Origin of the sequence: Amycolatopsis sp. WAC 01375, assembly GCF_003947325.1 — a bacterium.
Lineage (GTDB): Bacteria > Actinomycetota > Actinomycetes > Mycobacteriales > Pseudonocardiaceae > Amycolatopsis.
This window is the reverse complement of record NZ_QHHW01000014.1, coordinates 24,706-43,977: the sequence shown is the minus strand read 5'-3', so window position 1 is coordinate 43,977 and position 19,272 is coordinate 24,706. Positions and strand designations below refer to the sequence as shown.

The 19,272-nt window shown below is 69.4% G+C and carries 11 protein-coding genes; 3 read left to right on the top strand and 8 right to left on the bottom strand.

What is annotated here, in order from left to right; genetic code table 11:
• Positions 1-4 precede the first annotated feature (4 nt).
• The 7 genes from DL991_RS05215 to DL991_RS05185 form a co-directional block, all read right to left on the bottom strand.
• On the bottom strand, positions 5-2,251 hold the full coding sequence (locus DL991_RS05215) for an ADP-ribosylglycohydrolase family protein (protein ID WP_125781503.1): 2,247 nt from the start codon (positions 2,249-2,251) through the stop codon (positions 5-7).
• Entirely contained in the window at positions 2,252-3,721 is a 1,470-nt protein-coding gene (locus DL991_RS05210) for a TNT domain-containing protein (RefSeq protein ID WP_125781501.1), read from the bottom strand.
• A gap of 37 nt (positions 3,722-3,758) precedes the next feature.
• Entirely contained in the window at positions 3,759-4,226 is a 468-nt protein-coding gene (locus DL991_RS05205) for a hypothetical protein (protein WP_125781499.1), read from the bottom strand.
• Positions 4,223-11,428 carry a toxin glutamine deamidase domain-containing protein gene (locus tag DL991_RS05200; RefSeq protein ID WP_125781802.1) on the bottom strand — a complete coding sequence of 2,402 codons (7,206 nt, stop codon included), beginning with the start codon at positions 11,426-11,428 and terminating at the stop codon, positions 4,223-4,225. Before DL991_RS05200 ends, DL991_RS05205 begins: the two co-directional genes overlap by 4 nt.
• Positions 11,429-11,438: 10 nt before the next feature.
• A complete protein-coding gene (locus DL991_RS05195) occupies positions 11,439-11,756 on the bottom strand; it encodes a WXG100 family type VII secretion target (protein ID WP_125781497.1) in 318 nt (105 codons plus the stop codon).
• Positions 11,756-12,367, bottom strand: a complete 612-nt coding sequence (locus tag DL991_RS05190) for a YbaB/EbfC family nucleoid-associated protein (RefSeq protein WP_233598677.1) — start codon at positions 12,365-12,367, stop codon at positions 11,756-11,758. The genes DL991_RS05195 and DL991_RS05190 overlap by 1 nt, the downstream gene beginning before the upstream one ends.
• Before the next feature lie 55 nt (positions 12,368-12,422).
• The gene (locus DL991_RS05185; protein ID WP_125781495.1) at positions 12,423-13,736 is read right to left on the bottom strand and encodes an MFS transporter; all 1,314 of its coding nucleotides are present in this window, start codon (positions 13,734-13,736) and stop codon (positions 12,423-12,425) included.
• A gap of 272 nt (positions 13,737-14,008) precedes the next feature.
• On the opposite strand from DL991_RS05185, the gene DL991_RS05180 reads away from it, so the two are divergent.
• Positions 14,009-14,590 (top strand): YqgE/AlgH family protein, encoded by a 582-nt coding sequence (locus DL991_RS05180; protein ID WP_199746193.1) that lies wholly within the window; start codon positions 14,009-14,011, stop codon positions 14,588-14,590.
• On the opposite strand, the gene DL991_RS05175 is transcribed toward DL991_RS05180, so the two are convergent.
• On the bottom strand, positions 14,587-15,009 hold the full coding sequence (locus DL991_RS05175) for an SdpI family protein (RefSeq protein WP_125781493.1): 423 nt from the start codon (positions 15,007-15,009) through the stop codon (positions 14,587-14,589). The two genes, DL991_RS05180 and DL991_RS05175, sit on opposite strands and share 4 nt — an antisense overlap.
• Positions 15,010-15,074: 65 nt before the next feature.
• Between DL991_RS05175 and DL991_RS05170 the strand changes: the two genes are divergently transcribed.
• Together DL991_RS05170 and leuS are read left to right on the top strand one after the other, a co-directional pair.
• On the top strand, positions 15,075-16,226 hold the full coding sequence (locus DL991_RS05170; RefSeq protein ID WP_125781491.1) for an esterase-like activity of phytase family protein: 1,152 nt from the start codon (positions 15,075-15,077) through the stop codon (positions 16,224-16,226).
• Positions 16,227-16,396: 170 nt separating this feature from the next.
• Positions 16,397-19,243, top strand: a complete 2,847-nt coding sequence (gene leuS / locus DL991_RS05165) for a leucine--tRNA ligase (RefSeq protein WP_125781490.1) — start codon at positions 16,397-16,399, stop codon at positions 19,241-19,243.
• Positions 19,244-19,272 lie beyond the last annotated feature (29 nt).

Sequence of the window (19,272 nt, the reverse complement as noted above, 5' to 3'; positions counted from 1 at the left end):
TCGTTCACCAGCGGGGATACCGCTCGGCCCAGCCGTCGACCTCGTGCAGCGCCGAATGGCGGTCGAAATGCCAGAACACGTCGGTGGCGATGTTCTCCACCAGGTAGCGCAGCTCCAGCTGATCGACCCACTTCTGCGGCAGACCGGGGATGCCGGTGCGGGCGCCGAGCAGCGCACCGGCGATGGCGCCGGTCATCGCGCTGCGGCCCGAGTGGTTGACCGCCCGCAGCAGCGCCTGCTCCGGGTAGTTCTCGAAGCCGGACAGCGCCGCGAACGCGCGTCCCAGCACCGAAAGCGTGCCCTTGCCGTCGCCGATCAGCTCCGGGATCCGCAGATCGGGCAGACCGTGCTTGCCGAAGAACGGCACCGATTCCGCGACCATCGCCTTCAGATCCGTCCAGACCGGCCCCCGCTGGTGCGGGTTCTGGTCGCTGAACATCTCGCGGGAGATGTTCCAGACCGGGTAGCTGAACGCCTCCGAGGTCAGCGCGGGTTCGAACAGCCACGTCAGGTAGGTCGCCGCTTCGACGTCGACCTCACCCGGATGAGTGACCGAAACGAGGTCGCGCACCGCCTGGCGGACGCCGCCGCTCATGGCGGTCCCCGGTCCTGCCGCGGTCATCGCCGCCGGTAGCGCCGCGACCAGCGCGTCCGGCCCGCTCATCGGCATCGCTGTCGGGGAAATGGTCGCGAGCGCGTGGTAGGCGTTCAGTTCGGCGTCGTCGGGGGTGCGGCGGACGCGCAGTTCCGGCACCTTCACCAGCCAGCCGTCGGCGTTTTCCAGCGGCGCGCCCTGGGTGTGCAGCCAGCGCATCAGCGAGTTGCGGGCGACCGTCCCGAGCGCCTGTTCGGCGGAGCGGTTCTCCGGCTGCTCGCGATGCGGGCTGCGGATGACGGCCTCGGTGTAGAACAGCAGCCGCTGGGTGAGCGGCCCGATCCGGCCGGGCAGGTCGAACGCGACCGGCAGATCGGTGACGCCGTCCGGGCCGTAGGTGTTGTGGATCTCGTCGAGCCGCATCCGGTCGACTGCCGCCCCGAGCGCCTCGCCGAGCGCGAAGCCCACGTACGCGCCCGTGACGCGCTGCCAGCCGTAGCGCGAACTGGAGCGGTCTCGGTCGAAGTACTTCCCGAAGGTGTCCAGACGCGGCTGGATCTGCCCCTCGTTGTCGTAACCCGGCGCCAGCCCGTTCGCCCGCAGGTCGTTCGGGCGGGCGCGCGGCGGCTCCGGCTGCTTGAGCCGTGCCAGCCACGACTGGCCGAGGACGGTCTTCTGGCCTTCCTCGGCGCTCAGTTCGAACCCGCGGCGTCTCGCCCGTTCGGCGGCGGCCAGCGGCGGCTTCACCGGTTCGGACAGGCCCATCTTCGCCGCGGTCTCGGCGGCGAAGGTCTCCAGTTCCGGATCCGCTTCCGGGCAGCGCTCGTAGACGTCGACGCCCGGGCCCCGGCGCGGGAACCGCTGGGCGGTCTCGGCGAGTTCGGCGCCGCTGACGTCCTCGAACGTCGCCGGGCCGCCGTTGATCACGAGGTTCGGCGGGCTTTCGTACCCGGCGAGCGTGGCGATGTCGACCTTCCAATACCCGTGTTCGCGGGACGGGAGGTTCCTGGTCGAGCTGAACACCCGCAGCTCGGCGCGTTCTTCGTTGAAGTAGAACCGCTCCGTCTTGCCCGACGCCAGGTCCACCGGGACGTAGACCTCGCAGCGCAGCAGCCCGATGAGCAGCTGTTCCCTGGTCAGCCAGCCGACGCTGGCGAACGACAGCAGCGTTTCGAGCCTGTTCTCCGGCTTCGGGTAGCCGCGGCGGATCGGACCGGCCTTGTACTCGGGGTTCTCCCGCTCCTGCCCGGTCTGGACGCCGTCCGCGCCGACCTGGACCCAGCCCGCGACGACCGCGAGCGGAACGCCGAGGTCACCGAGTCCGGCCTTGGCGTACTCGGGGTCGACGACCTCGCGCCACGCCTCCTGGCCGGGGAACGCGACCGGGACGCTGAGCCCGCCGGGCTGCGGATGCGCCTGACGCAGTTCGCCGTCCGGTTCGCGGACGATCACCGACGGCGGCGGGAAGATCTCCTTCTCGGCATGACCCTCGTCGAGGAAGGCGATCGTGTTGTAGGGGACCGACCAGCCCTCGGGGATGCGCAGGACCTTCTCGTGGTTCACGCGCAGGCCGGCCCCGCCCGGTTCGGACACGTCCGGACCGTGGACCGCGCGCAGCCACTCTTCGACCTTGGCTACCGCTTCCGCCGATTCCACCTACTCGATCCTCTCCAGGCTGCCGTCGGACACGTGCTCGGCGATGGTCCTCGGGAGCACGTAGGCCACCGCCCCGCCGGGCATGTTCGCCCAAGGGACGGTGACACCGATGATCACGTGGAGCGGGCGTCGCAGCCGGTAGGTCCCACCGACACGCTCCCGTTCCAGCGGCAGGGACGTCGTGGCGAACCGTACCCCTCCGTGGTGAACCAGATTGCCGGTTTCCTCGCCGAACCGCAGTACGACCGTACCGGCGACCATCCGGCTGACGCGCTTGTTACGGAGCAAGGTGAGGGGAGGCTCACCCGGCGCCGCCTGCACCGGCCAATCGGCGAGTTCCTTCGCCGTCTCCAGAGGCGTCTCGTGGCCGGCGGTCATCCTCGCCGGATGCAGCAGGAGGGCGCCGAGAAGCTGGTGAGCCGCGTCTTCGAGCTTGTCGAAGTACTTCGGCGACACCGGGTCGCCGCCCGAGTAGGCCGCGACCTCCCAGCCCTTCTCGGTGAAGTTGAGGCACCAGGCGCCGTCCGCGCGGTCGCCGATGCGGTACGCCTCCGGCCAGACGCCGTGCTCGCCGAGCCTGCTGACCAGCACGACCAGGAGCTCTTCGTCGGTCAGGGCCGGGTTCGGCGACGTCTCCAGCTCCGCGGCGATGTCGCCTTCGGTCTTCTTGACGTCGGAGCGGCCCGGTTTCGGCCTCGGTTTGCCGAGCAGATCCGCTTCCGCGGTCCGCCGCACGAGGTGTTCGACGTACGGCGGCTGGAACCGCTGGCCGCGAATGTGCCTGACCAGCTCCTGCTCCGGCGGGATCCCGTATTTCCGCAGGTAGTGCGGCACGGACGCGTGCCAGATCCAGGTGCCGTCGGTGTGGTAACTCTCGGGGACGTCGCCGTCGGCTTCCGGATCGAAGATGTCCTTGCCGAGACCGCTGCCGGAGAGGATCGCCGGTTCACGTTCGAGGTACCGCGCGACCAGCGGCGCTTCGGATTCGTCGAGCTCCGGTCTGTCCACCACCGGTGGCTCGCCCTCGGTGTACGCGTCGACGATCCGGGCGTGCCGGAACTCGACGCGCAACGGCAGCTGCGCGCGCAACCGCCACCAGTCCGGGACGTGCTCGTCCTCGCGTGGGAACGCGGCCAGCTCGTCCGGGTACGCCGAAGTGGGCGGAGTCCTGGTCCACGCCGGTTCGTCGTCGAGGCTGAAGTCGAAGTCGAACGTGCCGTCGGGGTTGAGCGTGAACCGCGATTGGAGCCAGGCCCCGCGGCCGGTGGTGTACATGCCGGTGCGAAGCCTGCCGAAGAGGTCGTTCAGCTCGGGGGCGGGCACGACGTTGTGGCCCTCGAGTTCGGTGTGCTCCCCGGCCTGCCGGAAATCGGTGGCCGCCGGCCGCGCCGCGTCGGTGACACCTGCCCGGATGAGCTTGCCGATCTCGACCAGCAGCCCGCGTTGTTGTTCGGAAGTCAGTTGTTCCACGTGAATCATCGCGCCCGGTCCGGCCGGTGGAAGGAGATCACTGGCTGTCCCCTTCCTCCGGTGGTTTGTATTCGGGGAACCGTGGTTCCGCCCGGAACGTCGGCGGCTCCCCGGCGGCGCGGCGGGCCAGCTCGTCCTCCCACATCTTGAAGGTGCGCTTGCGCAGCGACCGGATCAACGCCGATTCCTGCGGTTCCACGCGCCGGTTTTCGCGCCTGGCCTGCTGGTAGAGCCCGTCGATGGTCTCGTACAGCGCGAAGACCGGACCACTGCCCTTGAGGTACCGCTCGCGGGCGCGCTCGGTTTCCTGGACGAACTTCTCTTCGGACACCTTGCTGATGTCCGAACTCGCCATCGCCCACATGACCTCGCGCACGTGCTCCGGTTTTTCGTCGAACTCGCCGGAGCGCAGGTTGAGGAGGTAACCCGTCAGGCCACCGTCAGGCGTCGACTCGATGCGGTAGGTCTTCCCGAAATACGTGTAAAAGGACGGCGTCTGGATCACGTGTTCTCCTCAGGCGGCAGGCCCTTGCGCAGACCTGCCATGAACTTCTCCCGGACCCGGTCCATCAGGGCGGCGTCCAGCAGGGCCTGTTCCGGCGACAACCTCTTCTTGTTGTTCTCGTCCAGTGTCAGGTTGTACGTCGGGAAGTCACGACGGACCTCGTACAAGGCGTGTTCGTAGGCCGAGACGGTGTCGATATGCGTCAGGTGCAGTCGTAGTTCGGCGACGTGCCCGTTCGGCAGCCGGACGTTCATCTGCAGATCGCGGTACCCGCTGTCCTGCGGCTTCGCGAACCGGTCGTCGAAGCTGACGATTTCGAGATCCGGGTCGGCGATCACCGCGTCCAGCGCGTGGTAGACATCGGCCAGGGTGTCGAACTGGATCTTCGCGCCCACCAGGTCCGTCAGCAGGGAAGCGTCACCCTCGTACTTGGCGATCTTCGCCCGGGCTCGATCGTCGTCCTTGGGACTCTGGCGGCTACCGGCCTGACCGTCGTTCTCGCTCGCGATACGTTCGGCGATCCGGTTGAGGTCACCCTGATTCTGCGGCCAGGCCGCTCGCTCGGAGGCGAGGAACTCGTCGATCCTCGCCGCGTCGCCGATGTGTTCCGGAGAGAAACCCGCGTGGACGCGATGGTCCGGGTCCGAATCGGCCGCGATCCGCGCCGCCGCGTCGGAGACTGCCCGCTGCTCGTCGGTCAGCGGAGTCGCGCCGGGGCCTGCCTCCTGGACGTCGTCGATCATCTGGAAACCGCGCTCCTCGACGTCGCGCAAGGCGTCTTCGAGGATCGGGATGGCTTCCGGGTGCAGCAGCAGGCTGCCGATGGTCATCGGGTTGTCGAGCAGCGAAGCCCGCAGATACGCGTTGTCCGGGTGCTCCATCAGCCGGACGAGTTCCGGATGCGCGGGCAGGTGTTCGCGGATGAAGTCCCGCATCGGCCCGACGTCGTGCTTGACCCCGTTTTCGTCCTCGTGAACGGCCCGCTTGTTGTCCGGGTCGAGTCCGTCCACCGCAGCCGCGACCTCGGGATCGTTCAGGAACCGCTCGCCATCGGCCCGGTTTCCCGGTGGCTGCTCGTCGTGCGCCATGCCGTAGCCCGCGTCCTGCGGCGGCGTCACGATCGGACGGCCGTCCGGCCCGATCCGCGACGGCTGCACGTCGGGCGTGTCCTCCCTGGCGAACGCGATCCGCGGGTCGACGGGCCGCGTCGGCGCGGTCTCCGTCCGCGTGGTGTGCGCGTCGGTGTGCTGCGCGGCCGGGCCATCCGGGACGCCGACGTGCATCAGCTTCATGCTCAGCGGCGGATGCGGCAGGTTCATCAGCGCACCGGACTGCGGGTCGAGGAACGCGACGCCGTCACGGGTGTTGGCCACCATGGCGACGTGCCCGCGCTCGACGCCGTTCTCGTCGAGGTACTTCACCGCGACGACCGCGTGGTGATCGGTCGGCATCCCCCGCATCTCGCGGATGACGGTGTCGTAGTCGGCGCGGTCGGAGAACTGCCCGCCGAACCGCTCCTCGACGTGTTCCAGCGTGCCGCGGCTGTCCATCTCGTGCACCAGCAGCGGATCGGCGGTCGAATCGATGCCGTTCAGCCGATCCATGTACGCGCCCGGTGTGCGGGTGCAGTTGGACCGGTAGCCGTTCGCCAGCGCGTCGGGGTCGTTGAAGTGCGGGTTGACCTCGCCCAGTCGCGGGTGCCGGTCCGCGAGGTACGCGGCCTGCTGCGCGGGGCTCGCCGAGCCGGCGTGGATCGCCGGTTCGCTCGGCGGGTTCGTCGCGACCGCCATCGACGAGTAGTCCCGCTCGGGGGCGGGCAGTTCGATCGTGTCGTCGGTGGCCGAGTGGTCCTGAGCGGGCTGGTCGCCGTACTCGGGCCCCTTGTCGGCGTCCGCGACCCCGTGCTGCGCCGGGTTCTCCGTGGTGAGGTGCGGGGTCTGCGGCTCGTCGAAGCCGCCGAGGCGCGCCATCGACTGTGCCTGGGCGAGCCGCGCGAGCTCCGGCGCCTCCGCGGCGTGCCGGGCCCGCCGCTCGTCCATCTTCTGCTTGGCGGTCTCGGGGTCGAGGTAGCGCGGGTCGCCGGGAACGACCTCTTCGGCGTGGATGACCCACTTCGGCCGGTCGACCAGCGGCGGGGTCTTGAACTCCTTGCTGTGCACGTAAAGCTGCGTGGCCGGCTTGTTGATGGCCTCGTTCTCGCGCGGGTTCTCGGCGAGTGACGAGACGTCCTTGCCCGTCTTCGAGACGATGTGGATCTCGACGTCTTCGCCGAACTTCGACTTCGTGTCCGGCGACGTCTTGATGGTGGAGCTGGTCATCGTCGGCTCGGGGACGGTCTGGCCGGGTTCGTAGTGCGCCGCCATGATCGCGGCGGCTTGCATGTCGCCCTTGGTGTCGATGCCGCGGATGGCCTCGCCGTGGAAGTCCGGCAGCTCGTTGAGCGCGCCGACGATCGCCCGGGTGCTGCGCTGGGCGTTCTCGAAGTCGGGGTGCGATTCACCCCGGCGGTTCGCGTCGTTGATCGCGTACGCGTGTTCGCGCGAGTACGAGTAGATCGCTTCCGCCGCTTCGGGCGAGACGCGGTCTTTCAGCGGGCTGGCTTCAAGCCGCTTGAGCGCCTTTTCGCGGGCTTGCTCGGCGTGGTCGGCGTTGTCGTAGCGGTCACGGAGGCTCTTGTGATCCTCCGGCGTGCCACGGAAGTCCTTGTCGCCGAGGTAGCTCTCGTCGATTCGCTTGGGTGCTTCTTCCGGGCCCTTGAGCCGGTCGGCGATGTCGGCTTCGGTCTTCGGCGCCTGCTCCTGAACCGGCGTTTCGGCCTCAGGGGCCTTGTCGGTGTGCGGCGCTTCCGGCGTGTGCGGGGCATCGCCGCCGCCCATCGGCATCGCCTTGATCGACGTCGGATCGTCGGGCAGCGTCGCGAGCCGTCCGGTCATCGGGTCGGCGAAGACCACGCCGTGCGGCGTGTGCACCGCGGCGACGATCCGCGTCTCGATCCGGTCCTTGGACCGCGGTGAACCCTCCGGCGCGTTCGGCTCGGCGGCGGCGTGGTGCTCGAACGCCACCGCCGTCCGCGCGCCGACCGGACGTTCACCCAGCTCACGGGCGACGTCGGCGAAGCCGTTCCGATCCGACCACTGCCCGCCGAGCCGGTCGCTGACGTGCTGCAACGGCGAACCACCGGTCGACGGCCCGGCGACCGAGTCGCCACCGTTCATCCGGTCCTCGAACGCGACCAGCGACTCGGCCGAGTTCGTCTGGTAGCCGTCCTTCCACGATTCGGGCGCGTAGTAGTTGCGGGTGTTGGCCTCGCCGATCGCCGGAATCTCGTCCATGAGCAGCCGCACCTGCTGGTGCGGTGTCTCGGCCGAACCCGCGTGGATGACCGGCGTCCCGCCCTCGTCGAGCGGCTTCGCCAGCTCGGACCAGCCGCCGTCGGGGACGTGCTCCCTCGGCTTGGGGATGTCGTGGACCGGGGCGTCGGTGGCGTCGACCCAGCCGCCCTTGCCGTCGGCCAGCTTGGTCTCGAGCCCTGCGAGGCCCTGGCCCTGGAACAGCTCCGGGTGGTCGCGGCGCAGCTGGGCTTCCTGCTCGGCCGCTTCCTGCGCCAGCCGCTCCTGCACGGCGTTGTTGTCCTCGCGCCGCTCGGCGACCTTCTGGTGGACCTCGTCCGGGCTCAGGTGGCCGTCTTCACCGGCGACGACCTCTTCGCATTCGACGATCCACTTCGGCAGGTCGTTGGGCGAGCCGTCGTCCAGCCGCTTCTTGTAGTCGGGGTGATCGGGATGCCCCGGGCCCATCTTGACGTCGGTGACACGCAGCTGCGTCGCCGACTTCATCAGCACTTCGCGTTCGTCCTTGATGGACGCGAGGTCCTCGATGTGGCGTCCGGTCTTCGACTGGATGCGCATCTCGACTTCGCCGGGGAAGTTGCTCCGCGGATGGTCGGGGGTGACCCGCGACGTGCTCAGCATCTGCGGGTCGACGATGACCTGACCCCTGGCGTGCGCTTCGAGGAAACTCCGGATCGCGCTTTCGTTGCCGTTAAATTTCACCCGCCGCGAGACGAGGCCCTCGTAGGCGGGCATCTCGTTGAGGCCGGAGGTGATCGCCTCGATATGCGGCCGGAGCGCGTCCAGCTCCGCGCCGCCGTGACGCTGGGCGTGCGTGATCCGCTCGGCCATGTCGGTACGCGTGTAGCTGTGGACCGCGTAGGCGCCCTGATCCGACATCGCCTTGACGCGTGGATCTTCGTGGGTGTCGCGTTTGGCGAGACCTTCGCGGCGGACCTGTTCGCTCCGCGCTTCCCCGGTCTCGGTGTCGAAACCGCGCTTGTCGATCTGCGTCTCGGCGAGCGCGCGGTAGGCGGCGGGGTCGTCCGTGTGGAAGTCCGGATCCGTCAGGTACGGCTCGTCGACGGTGGTACCGACGTCGTCGCTGGTCTTGTCGTCAGGCGTGACGTCCTGGGGTGCCTCGGTGTCCTTCGGAGCCTCGACGTCCTTCGGCGTCTCGGTGTTCTTGGGGGCGTCCGTGTCCTTGGGAGTCTCGACGTCTTTCGGGAGCTCTGTGTCCTTGGGCAGCCCGGTGTCCTGAGGTGCCTGCCGCGGCGCCTCCTCCACCGGTCGCATCGGGGGCTGCTGCTGCGGGGGACGCNGCGGCTGCTGGGTGCGGTCCTGGGGTCCCGCGTTCCCGTCGTGGCCGGGACGCGGTGCCGGGACCTGCGGCGGACGTTGCGGACCACCGAAGCGCGGCGGCTCGGCACCGGGCGGCATCGGCCTGCCGGGCTGCTGTCCGGGACGGCCCGGGTGACCTGGCTGACCCGGGTGATGGCCGGGCGGAGGCGGCGGCATGGGGCCGCGGTTGCCGGGGAACGGACCGTTGCCCGGATGCGGGGGCCGCGGCGGATGGCCTGCCGGACCGCGGTTGCCCGGCGGCGGGCCGGGCGGAGGCGTCTGCGGGCGCGGCGGGACCCCGCCGTTCGGGCCGGGACCCGGTCCCGGCCTGCCCTGATACCCCTGGGGCGGGCGCGGCGGACCCTGCGGTCCCGGCGGCTGTGGCGGTTGCTGAGGACGCTGTCGCGGCCCGCGGTCCTGCGGATATCCACCCTGACCGGGATGCTGCTGCGGCGGCTGTGGTCCAGTCGGACGTGGGCCCATCGGACCGGGCTGACCCTGCGGCCCGCGCGGCGGCATGGCGCCGGTCGGAGGCGGCGGCGGTGCGAAACCACCCGGAGGCGGCGGCTGCATCGGCTGCTGGCCCTGGAAGGGCATCGGGGCGGGCGGCTGGTCGAAACGCGGCTGCTGCGGCCCGCCGTTGCCGGTGAAGCCCGCGGCCTGGACGCCGTCGTTCGGCCGGCCGGGCCGCGACGGATCGTGGCCGGGAGGCGGGAAACCGCCGGGAGCCGGACCGTTGCCGGGCGGGTTGCCGCCGGGAGCCATGCCGTACCCGCCAGACGGAGCGGGCGAGCTCGAACCCGGGTTCGACGCCATGCCGTACCCGCCCGAACTCGACGGCGCACCCGAGGAAGAGGAGGCGGCGGGCGGCATCGCGCTGGACTGCGAAGGACTCGGCGAAGGACCGTGCGACGGGCTCGGTGCCGGACTGGACGCCGGTCCCTGTGCCGGGCTCGAAGCCGGTGTCTGGGCCGGGCTCGCCGCGGGCGCCTGCGACTGGGCGGCGGGTGCCTGCTGCTGATTACCCGCCGCGCCTTGCTGCTGACCGGAACCGTTGTCCGCGGCGGCCGCCGGAGCGTTCTGGTGGGTCTGCGGCGCACGCTGACCGTCACCGGTGTTCGCCGGGGCGTCGGCCGGACGTTCGGGGGCCTGCGTCGAGGACTGGCTGACCCGGTCGCCGTCCGCCGCCCGCTGCGGGCCGCTCTCGGAACGCGGCTGCGGATCAGCGGACCCGGAAGCGCTGTCCGAACCGCGGCTCGAAGCCGCCTGACTGTCCGAAGTGGACCGTGGCGCCGGGTCCGACGAAGAATCCGACCGCGAAGAAGAGCCGGAGTCCGTGGAGGAGCCGGAGTCCGCGGAGGAACGCGAGTCCGACGAAGAACCGGAGTCCGTGGAGGAACGCGAGTCCGCGGAGGAGCCGGAGTCCGTGGAAGAACCGGTATCCGAAGAAGAGCCGGAATCCGCGGAGGAGCCCGAGTCCGCGGAGGAACGCGAGTCCGACGAAGAACCGGAATCCCCGGAATCCACATCCGGTGTGGGAGGGCCGTCGCCCGCCGAGGCGCCGGGCGTGTTCGCGGCCTTGATGTCGCCGATCTGGCTCTTCGCCCCGTCGACACCGCCACCCACGGCTCCGCCGGAAGCGCCCATCAGGACGTCCTTGGCCGAAAGCTTGTCCAGGTCGCCGGTGACGGCGGCCTGCCCGACCGTGCTGGCGACACCTTCGGCCGCGCCGCGTACGGCACCGCGCGCCGCGCTGTCGACGATCTGGCCGCCGACGCTGTCGGAAAGTCCCTTGGTCGCGCCCTTGCCGATACTGCTGCTGCCCGCGCCGACCACGCCGTCGACGGCACCGCTGATCGCGGAGTCCTTGGTCTTGCTGAAGTCCCAGCTGTCGCGGTCGCCCTTGGCCATCTGGAGGCCCTGGATACCCGCGTCCATGGCGAGGTTCATCGCCGTGTTCTGCAGGACCTCCTTGCCGATCTTCTTCAGGCCCTCCTTGAGGAGTTTCTCGAGGAGTTCCTTCGCGACCTTCTTGAAGCCTTCCTGCGCGAGCTTCTGCATCAGCTGCCGGAAGATCATCTGGACGGTCATGCGGGTGGCGATCTGCGCCGGCGCGATCCCGGCCGTCGAACCACCGAAGGTCACCGCCGCGGCCGCGATCATCGCGACGATCTGCGCGGCGAGGATCACCAGCGAGATGATGATCATGTACTTCGTGTACTCGACGTCCAGCGCGGTCGCGTTGCACGAGTCGCCGAGCGCCTTCGACGAGTCGGCGAGCGACTTGAAGTACGCCTCGTCACCCTCGACGAACTTCTTCCAGGCCTCGGCGAACTTCTCCGCGCCTTCACCGGTCCAGCCGCCGAGGACCTCGGTGGCGCCCTTGGTCGCGGTGTCGGCGATCGGCTGGACGGCCTTCGAGGCGTTGTGCCAGGCGTCGCGCAGTTCGCGGAGTTTGTCCTCGTCGCCTTCGGGCCAGCTTTCCCCGACGACGATCGGCAGGAGCCACTTGACCGCGTCGGGCATCTCCATACCCACGGCGCTAGACCTTCTTGTCCAGCGTCGTCTTGATCTCTTCCTCGGCGTTCGTGAACGCGGTCATCGATCGTTCGACGTTGTGCTGCATGCCCCGCAGCGCCTCGACGATGTTCGCGAACCCTTCGGACGAACCCTGCGCGCCCGGCTCGTAGTCCTTCGCGAACTCCTTGCCGGCGTCGTCGTTGCCCCAGCATTGGCCGAGCGAATTCATCGCGGCCAGCAGTTCCTTGCCCGCGTCGTCCAGCTGATCCGCGGCAAGGCCCAGTTTGGCCGCGGCCGTCTTCACCGCGTCCGGATCCGCGGTGAACCCACCGTTCGGCATCAGACTCCCCTGGTCAACCAGCTCGAAGGCGGTTCGTCCTCATCGTCGTCCTGTTGGCGCACCCGCTTCGGAACCGGTTTCGGTGCCGGCGGCGCGGGCGGGGCCGGAGGAGCCGGCGGCGGTGTGTCGTCCTTGATCATGAGCGGGGCGTCGAAGTCTTCGTCGGACTTCGCCGGCGCCTCTTCTTCTTCCGCGAGGAAGTCCGGGATCGACGGCACCAGCCCTTGCAGCGAAGGCGCGCCTTCGATGAGGTCCGAGAGGTCCGGAAGCCCTTCGGTGATCGGGGCCATGAGGTCGGCGACCTGCTGCTTGACCTGCAGCGATCCCTGACGCACCAAGGTCAGCACGGTGTTGGCGAGCTGCGCGGGAGTGGTGCGCTCGAAGGCGTTCGGCTGGATCTCCAGTTTGGCGAGCGTGCCGGTCGCGTCGATGGTGGCGCGGACGAGGCCGTCCTGCGAGACCACCGTCGCCGACGTCTGCGAAGCGGCTTCCTGCGCGTCCCGGAGCTGGGCCGTCTGGCGCTCGAACTGCTCGAGCAGCGTGTCGACCTGGTCCTTCATGGCGGCATTGCGCGCTTCGAGGCGTGCGCTGTCGTCGCCGGCCGTCGTCACTTGAGCCCCCGCAAGTACTTGATCCCGGGCATACGCCACCCGGTGTCGGTAAGCGTCACCCTAATGCCATGGGCGGAGCCGTATCAGTGGTTCTCCCTTTTCGCACCGCGAGCAGGTAGGCGGCGGCGCCTGCCAGGTAGAGGACGGCGGCCGCGATCAGCAGCCCCGGCGAGCGTCCGTCGGCCGGGATCACCGTCGCGGCCAGGGAAACGGCGGCGACCTGGGTGATGTTGAAAAGCGTGTCGTAGAGCGCGAAGACCCGCCCTCGCGCCTCGTCGGCGACGTCGAGCTGAACCGACGAATCGACGCAGAGTTTCAGCACCTGTCCGGCCCCGGTCACCAGGAACGCCGCGACCAACGCGGCGGGCACCACCATCGGCAGGCCGAGCGCGGACTGCGCGACCGCCGCCAGAATCAGCGCACCCACCACGACGCGGACCCTGCCCAGCAGCCGGATCAGCCGGGCGGTCAGCAGTCCGGCGACCAGGATCCCCGCCCCGGCGAACGCGGCCATCTGCCCCAGCCCCGCCATCCCGGCGCGGAAGATCCCGGCGTCGGTGAAGTGGTTGCGCATCAGCAGCACGGTCACCAGCAGCGAGATCCCGTACGACGCTCGATGGGCGAACAGCGCGACGAAACCGGCCGTGACGCTGGGCGTGCGCCAAGCCGCCTTCGCGCCGTCGGAGAGGCCGCGGGCGACGGCGAGGGCCGGATTCGACGGCTCGTCGACCGTCGACGGCCCGAGCAGCCCGCGCGTGAACCCCGAGGCGAGGACGGCGGCGCCGATCCCGCCGAGCGCGGCGACGGCGGTGACCCATGCGGAACCGGCGTCGTCGGCGCCGGTCAGCGCCCGGAGGCCGATCGCGCAGCCGCCGCCGACGACGGCGAGCACGGAACCCCACGTCGCCGCGAAGGCGTTCGCGGCGACCACGGATTTCTCTTCGACCACGTGCGGAAGCGACGCGGACAGACCCGAGCCGATGAACCGGGAGATGCCCTCCGACGCCAGCGCCAGGGAGAACAGCCCGATCCCCGCCGCTCCCGTGCCCACCGCGACGGCCGTCGCGAGGATGGTGAGGGACCGCAGGAGGCTCGCGAAGATCAGGACCTTCCGGCGATCCCAACGGTCGAGCAGCGCGCCCGCGAACGGCCCGACGAGCGAATAGGGCAACAGCAACGCCGCGAAACCGCCCGCCATGGCGAGCGCGTCGGCGGCGCGTTCGGGGTTGAAGAGGACGGCGCCGGCCAGCCCGGCCTGGTACATGCCGTTGCCCCAGTGCGCGGAGAACCGCGTGAACAGCAGACGGCGGAAGTCACGGTCGCGAACGAACGCCCTCGAACGGACTCGCTCGGGTGCGCAGGTCGTCACGGCGGAAGCCTAGTGAGAGGTGCGGCGACGCCGCACCCGTGTCGTCCACCCCGTCACGGAGACGAACGACCGGAGTTCAAGGCGGTCGGTGCGCTTTAGGGTCGCCTCTCGGCGGCTATGCGCAGTGTGGCTCCAGCCGGACGGTATTCCACAAAGGCGGTTCTTCAGTGAGCCCGGGGGACACGGAAAGCGCACCGACCGTTGTGTCCAACGGTGCTCGTGATGCTGTTGTTCCCAGTGCCGGACGATTTGTCCTCACTCGAAGTGGGATCATGGCGGACGTGCCAGCGGACGCCGAGGTCGAACCGGGAACGCTCCTGGTCGCCGCCCCCACGATGTTCGATCCCAACTTCAGGCGGACCGTCGTGTTCGTCATCGATCACCGGGACGAGGGAACGCTCGGGGTCGTGCTCAACCGGCCGAGTGACGTCCCGGTGTACGACGTGCTCCCCAACTGGGGCGGGCACGTCGCCGAACCGCAGTCGGTGTTCGTCGGCGGTCCGGTGGAGAAGAAGACGGCGTTGTGCCTGGCCGCGCTGCGGACCGGTGAGACGGCGTCCAGCGTGCCGGGGGTGATCGCCGTCCGCGGTCCGGTCGCGCTGGTCGATCTCGACACCGATCCCGAGATCCTGGTCCCGAAGGTCCGCGGCGTGCGGGTGTTCGCCGGGTACGCGGGCTGGGACTCCGGCCAGCTGGCGAACGAGATCGAACGCGACGACTGGGTGATCGTCCCGGCGTTGCCCAGCGACGTCCTCGCCTCGCCGAACCACGATCTCTGGGGCCAGGTGCTGCGGCGTCAGGGCATCCCGCTGGCGCTGCTGGCCACCCACCCGGGAGACCTCCAGCGCAATTAAGCGGTGGCGGTGTCGGCCTTCTTGAAGACGCCGCAGGTTCCGCAGGCGCAGCCACTGCACCCGGCGGGCCGCTCCGGTTCGGGCTCGGGGACCGTCGCGGCGGCGCGGTTGCCGAGCACTCCCCCGGCCGCGATCAGCGCGATCAACCCGATCACGCCCACGATCGAGGCCAGTACGAGGCCGGACGTCGTCGGCATGATCAGCCCGGCGGCCCCCGCGAGCACGGCGATCACGCCACCGGCCAGCGTCGGGAGCCCGGCGACCTTGTTGCCGAGGCGGAAGGCCTCTTCGCTGCGCATCGTGGCGGCGGTGCGCACGCCGGCGCCGCGGTCACGCGGCAGCTTCTCGCGCAGGCCGAGGAACCCACCCCAGCCGACGAGGACACCCAGCACGATCGGGACCAGCGCTATGACGAACACTCCACGAGGATAAGCGTGACGTTCCGGCAACCTGCCGGATACCCTGATCGACTGTGCTACAGGCCATGTCACGCCGAGCCTTTGCCCTCGCCCTGATCGGGGCCGTCCCCCTCACCCTGATGGCGGCACCAGCCGCCGAAGCGGGTCACCGTCCGCTTCGCCTGATCGGGGAACAGATCGTCCCGAACGCCCTGCCCTACGAGGGCACGGTCGTCGGCGGTCTCTCCAGCATCGACTTCGACCCCCGCACCGGCGAGTACGCGCTGATCTGCGACGACCGGTCCGCGATCAACCCGGCCCGGTTCTACACGGCGAAGTTCTCCCTGGACGCCGACGGACTCGGCCCGGTCACCTTCACCGGCACCAAGCCGCTCCTGCGTCCCGACGGCACGCCGTACCCGCCGCTCGCGAAGAACGACCCCGCGCAGCCGCCGAACATGCGGACCATCGATCCCGAAGAGCTGCGCGTCGACCCCTGGACCGGCCGGTACGTCTGGTCGCAGGAGGGTGAGCGGTCGGCGGCGGCGCGGATCGATCCGTCGATCCGCGAGGCGAAGCGCGACGGCGCCTACGTCCGTGACCTGCCGATTCCCGCCAACGAGACGATGGCGGAGACGACTGGGCCGCGGCAGAACCTCGCCCTCGAAGGCCTCACGTTCGCGGGCTTCGGATCGCTCGTCGCCAGCTCGGTCGAGGGGCCGTTGCTACAGGACGGACCGGAAGCGAACACCACGTCAGGCGCCCTTTCGCGCATCACGCTTCAGTCGCGGTTCGGGCCGGTCCTCGCGCAGTACGCGTACCCGCAGGAGAAGGTCTTCGCGTCGCCGAATCCGCCCGGCGCCTTCGCGACGACGGGCATCTCGTCGCTGCTGGCCGTCGACCAGGCCGATCCGACGCGCTACCTGGTGATGGAGCGTTCGTTCGTCACCGGTGTCGGCAACAAGGTCCGCATCTACGAGATCGACACCAAGGGCGCCACGAACATCCTGGAAACTCCCTCGCTGGGCGACGCGGAGAAGGTCAAACCGGTCAAGAAGCGCCTGCTGGCGGACCTCGCGGACTTCAAGTTGTCCACTGTGGACAACGTCGAGGGGATGACCTGGGGCCCGCGCCTGCGAGGTGGCGAGCGCAGTCTGGTGCTCGTCAGCGACAACAACTTCTCGCCGACGCAGGTGACCCAGTTCATCGCTCTGGCGGTCCCCTCGGAACGGCTTTGACCAGCGCGTTAAACTGGCCATATGGACACGGCTCGGCTGCTCCTTAGCCTGCCGCGCTGAACTCGGCCCCACGGCCGGGACCAGCGCGGCGACCCCTCATGCCCTCCGGGCTGAGGGGTCGAGTTGTTTCTGGAGTGGCTTGACGTGGATGAGCACGGAGGATTTCGGCGATGAACCAGGCGAGCGAAGGCGCCGACGCGGCCCCTCAGCACCGCTACACCGCGGAGCTGGCAGGCCAGATCGAGCAGCGTTGGCAGGACTACTGGTCCGACCACGGCACCTACCACGCGCCGAACCCGGTCGGCCCGCTCGCGGACGAGAGCGGAGAGGTCCCGTCGGACAAGCTGTTCGTCCAGGACATGTTCCCGTACCCGTCGGGCGCCGGCCTGCACGTCGGGCACCCGCTGGGCTTCATCGCGACGGACGTCTTCGCGCGGTACCACCGCATGATCGGCCGCAACGTGTTGCACACGATGGGCTTCGACGCCTTCGGCCTGCCCGCCGAGCAGTACGCGGTGCAGACGGGGCAGCACCCGCGCAAGACGACCGAAGAGAACATGGAGACCTACCTGCGCCAGATCCGGCGCCTGGGCCTTGGTCACGACGAGCGTCGCCGGATCTCGACGATCGATCCGGACTACTACAAGTGGACCCAGTGGATCTTCCTGCAGATCTACAACTCCTGGTACGACGAGAAGGCGGGCAAGGCCCGGCCGATCGTCGACCTGGAGACCGAGTACGCGCAGGACAAACGCCGTACGCCGGACGGCCGCAACTGGTGCGAGCTGACCCGCGCCGAGCAGCTGAAGGTCATCGACTCGCATCGCCTGGTCTACCTGTCCGAGGCGCCGGTGAACTGGTGCCCCGGCCTTGGCACGGTGCTGTCGAACGAAGAGGTCACCTCCGACGGCCGCAGCGAACGCGGCAACTTCCCGGTGTTCCGCCGCAATCTGCGTCAGTGGATGATGCGCATCACCTCCTACGCCGACCGCCTGGTCGACGACCTGGACCTGCTGGACTGGCCCGAGAAGGTCAAGTCCATGCAGCGCAACTGGATCGGCCGCTCGCACGGTGCGCGCGTGTCGTTCGAGGCGGGCGAGCGGAAGATCGAGGTCTTCACCACCCGCCCCGACACCCTGTTCGGCGCCACGTATCTCGTGGTCGCGCCCGAGCACCCGCTGGTCGACGAACTGACCGCCGCCACCTGGCCGGAAGGCGTCGACGCCCGCTGGACCGGTGACGCGGCGACGCCCGCCGAAGCGATCGCCGCCTACCGTGCGGCGGCGACGCGGAAGTCCGAATTGGACCGTCAGGAGAACAAGGAGAAGACCGGCGTCTTCACCGGCTCCTACGCGGTGAACCCGGCCGACGGCAAGGAGATCCCGGTCTTCGTCGCCGACTACGTCCTGATGGGTTACGGCACCGGCGCGATCATGGCGGTCCCCGGCCAGGACACTCGCGACTGGGAGTTCGCCGAGAAGTTCGGCCTGGAGATCATCCGCACCGTCCAGCCGACGGACGGCTTCGACGGCAAGGCGTTCACCGGCGACGGACCCGCGATCAACTCCGGGTTCTTGGACGGCATGGGCGTCGACGAGGCCAAGAAGACGATGATCGGCTGGCTGGAGGAGCACGGCCACGGCCGCGGCACCGTCCAGTACAAGCTGCGTGACTGGCTGTTCTCGCGCCAGCGCTACTGGGGCGAGCCGTTCCCGGTCGTCTACGACGAGGACGGCCAGGTCCACCCGCTGCCGGACAGCATGCTGCCGGTCGAACTGCCCGAGGTCGCCGACTACTCGCCGGTGACCTTCGACCCGGAGGACAGGGACAGCACGCCGTCCTCGCCGCTGGCGCGCGCCACCGAGTGGGTCGAGGTCGAGCTGGACCTGGGCGACGGCAAGAAGACCTACCGCCGCGACATCAACACCATGCCGAACTGGGCGGGCTCCTGCTGGTACCAGCTGCGGTACCTGGACCCGACCAACCCGGACGTGTTCGTCGCGCCGGAGAACGAGTCCTACTGGGTCGGCCCGCGTCCCGCCGAACACGGCGTCGACGACCCCGGCGGTACGGACCTGTACGTCGGCGGTGTCGAGCACGCGGTGCTGCACCTGCTGTACTCGCGGTTCTGGCACAAGGTGCTGTTCGACCTGGGCCACGTGTCGTCCAAGGAGCCGTACCGGAAGCTGTTCAACCAGGGCTACGTCCAGGCGTACGCCTACACGGACGCACGCGGCGTCTACGTCCAGGCCGACCAGGTCGAGGAGCGGGACGGCAAGTTCTTCTTCGGCGACGAAGAGGTCAAGCAGGAATACGGCAAGATGGGCAAGAGCCTGAAGAATGTCGTGACGCCTGACCAGATGTCCACCGATTACGGCGCCGACACCTTCCGCTTCTACGAGATGTCGATGGGCCCGCTGGACGTCTCGCGGCCTTGGGCGACCAAGGATGTCGTGGGCGCGCAACGGTTCCTGCAGCGGCTGTGGCGCCTGGTCGTCGACGAGGAGACCGGCGAACTGCGAGTGTCCAATGTGGACGCGACCGACGAGGATCGCAAGCAGCTGCACAAGACGGTCGCGGGGGTCCGCGAGGATTACGCGGAGATGCGGTTCAACACGGCCGGCGCGAAGCTGATCGAGCTGAACAACTACGTCACCAAGACCTACGGTTCGGCCGAAGCCACGCCGCGGGAACTGGTGGAGCCGCTGGTGCTGATGCTGGCGCCGCTGGCCCCGCATCTGGCCGAGGAGCTGTGGAAGCGCCTGGGCCACGCGGATTCGCTGGTGCACGGGCCGTTCCCGGTCGTCGACGAGAAGTACCTGGTCGAGGACTCCGTGGAGTACCCGATCCAGGTCAACGGCAAGGTGCGCTCGCGTGTCACCGTGCCCGCCGACGCGGACAAGGACGCCGTGCAGGCGGCCGCGCTGGCCGACGAGAAGGTCGCCGCACTGGTCGGCGACGGCACGCCGCGCAAGGTGATCGTCGTCCCGGGACGGCTGGTCAACATCGTGCTGTAGTGCCGTGGCCGAAAGACGCCAGCGTCGAG

Excerpts from the sequence above, each read along its gene's own strand:
- DL991_RS05195 (WP_125781497.1), bottom strand. The coding sequence starts at position 11,756 with ATGCCGAACGGTGGGTTCACCGCGGATCCGGACGCGGTGAAGACGGCC.
- leuS (WP_125781490.1), top strand. The coding sequence starts at position 16,397 with ATGAACCAGGCGAGCGAAGGCGCCGACGCGGCCCCTCAGCACCGCTAC.
- DL991_RS05170 (WP_125781491.1), top strand. The coding sequence starts at position 15,075 with ATGTCACGCCGAGCCTTTGCCCTCGCCCTGATCGGGGCCGTCCCCCTC.
- DL991_RS05180 (WP_199746193.1), top strand. The coding sequence starts at position 14,009 with ATGGCGGACGTGCCAGCGGACGCCGAGGTCGAACCGGGAACGCTCCTG.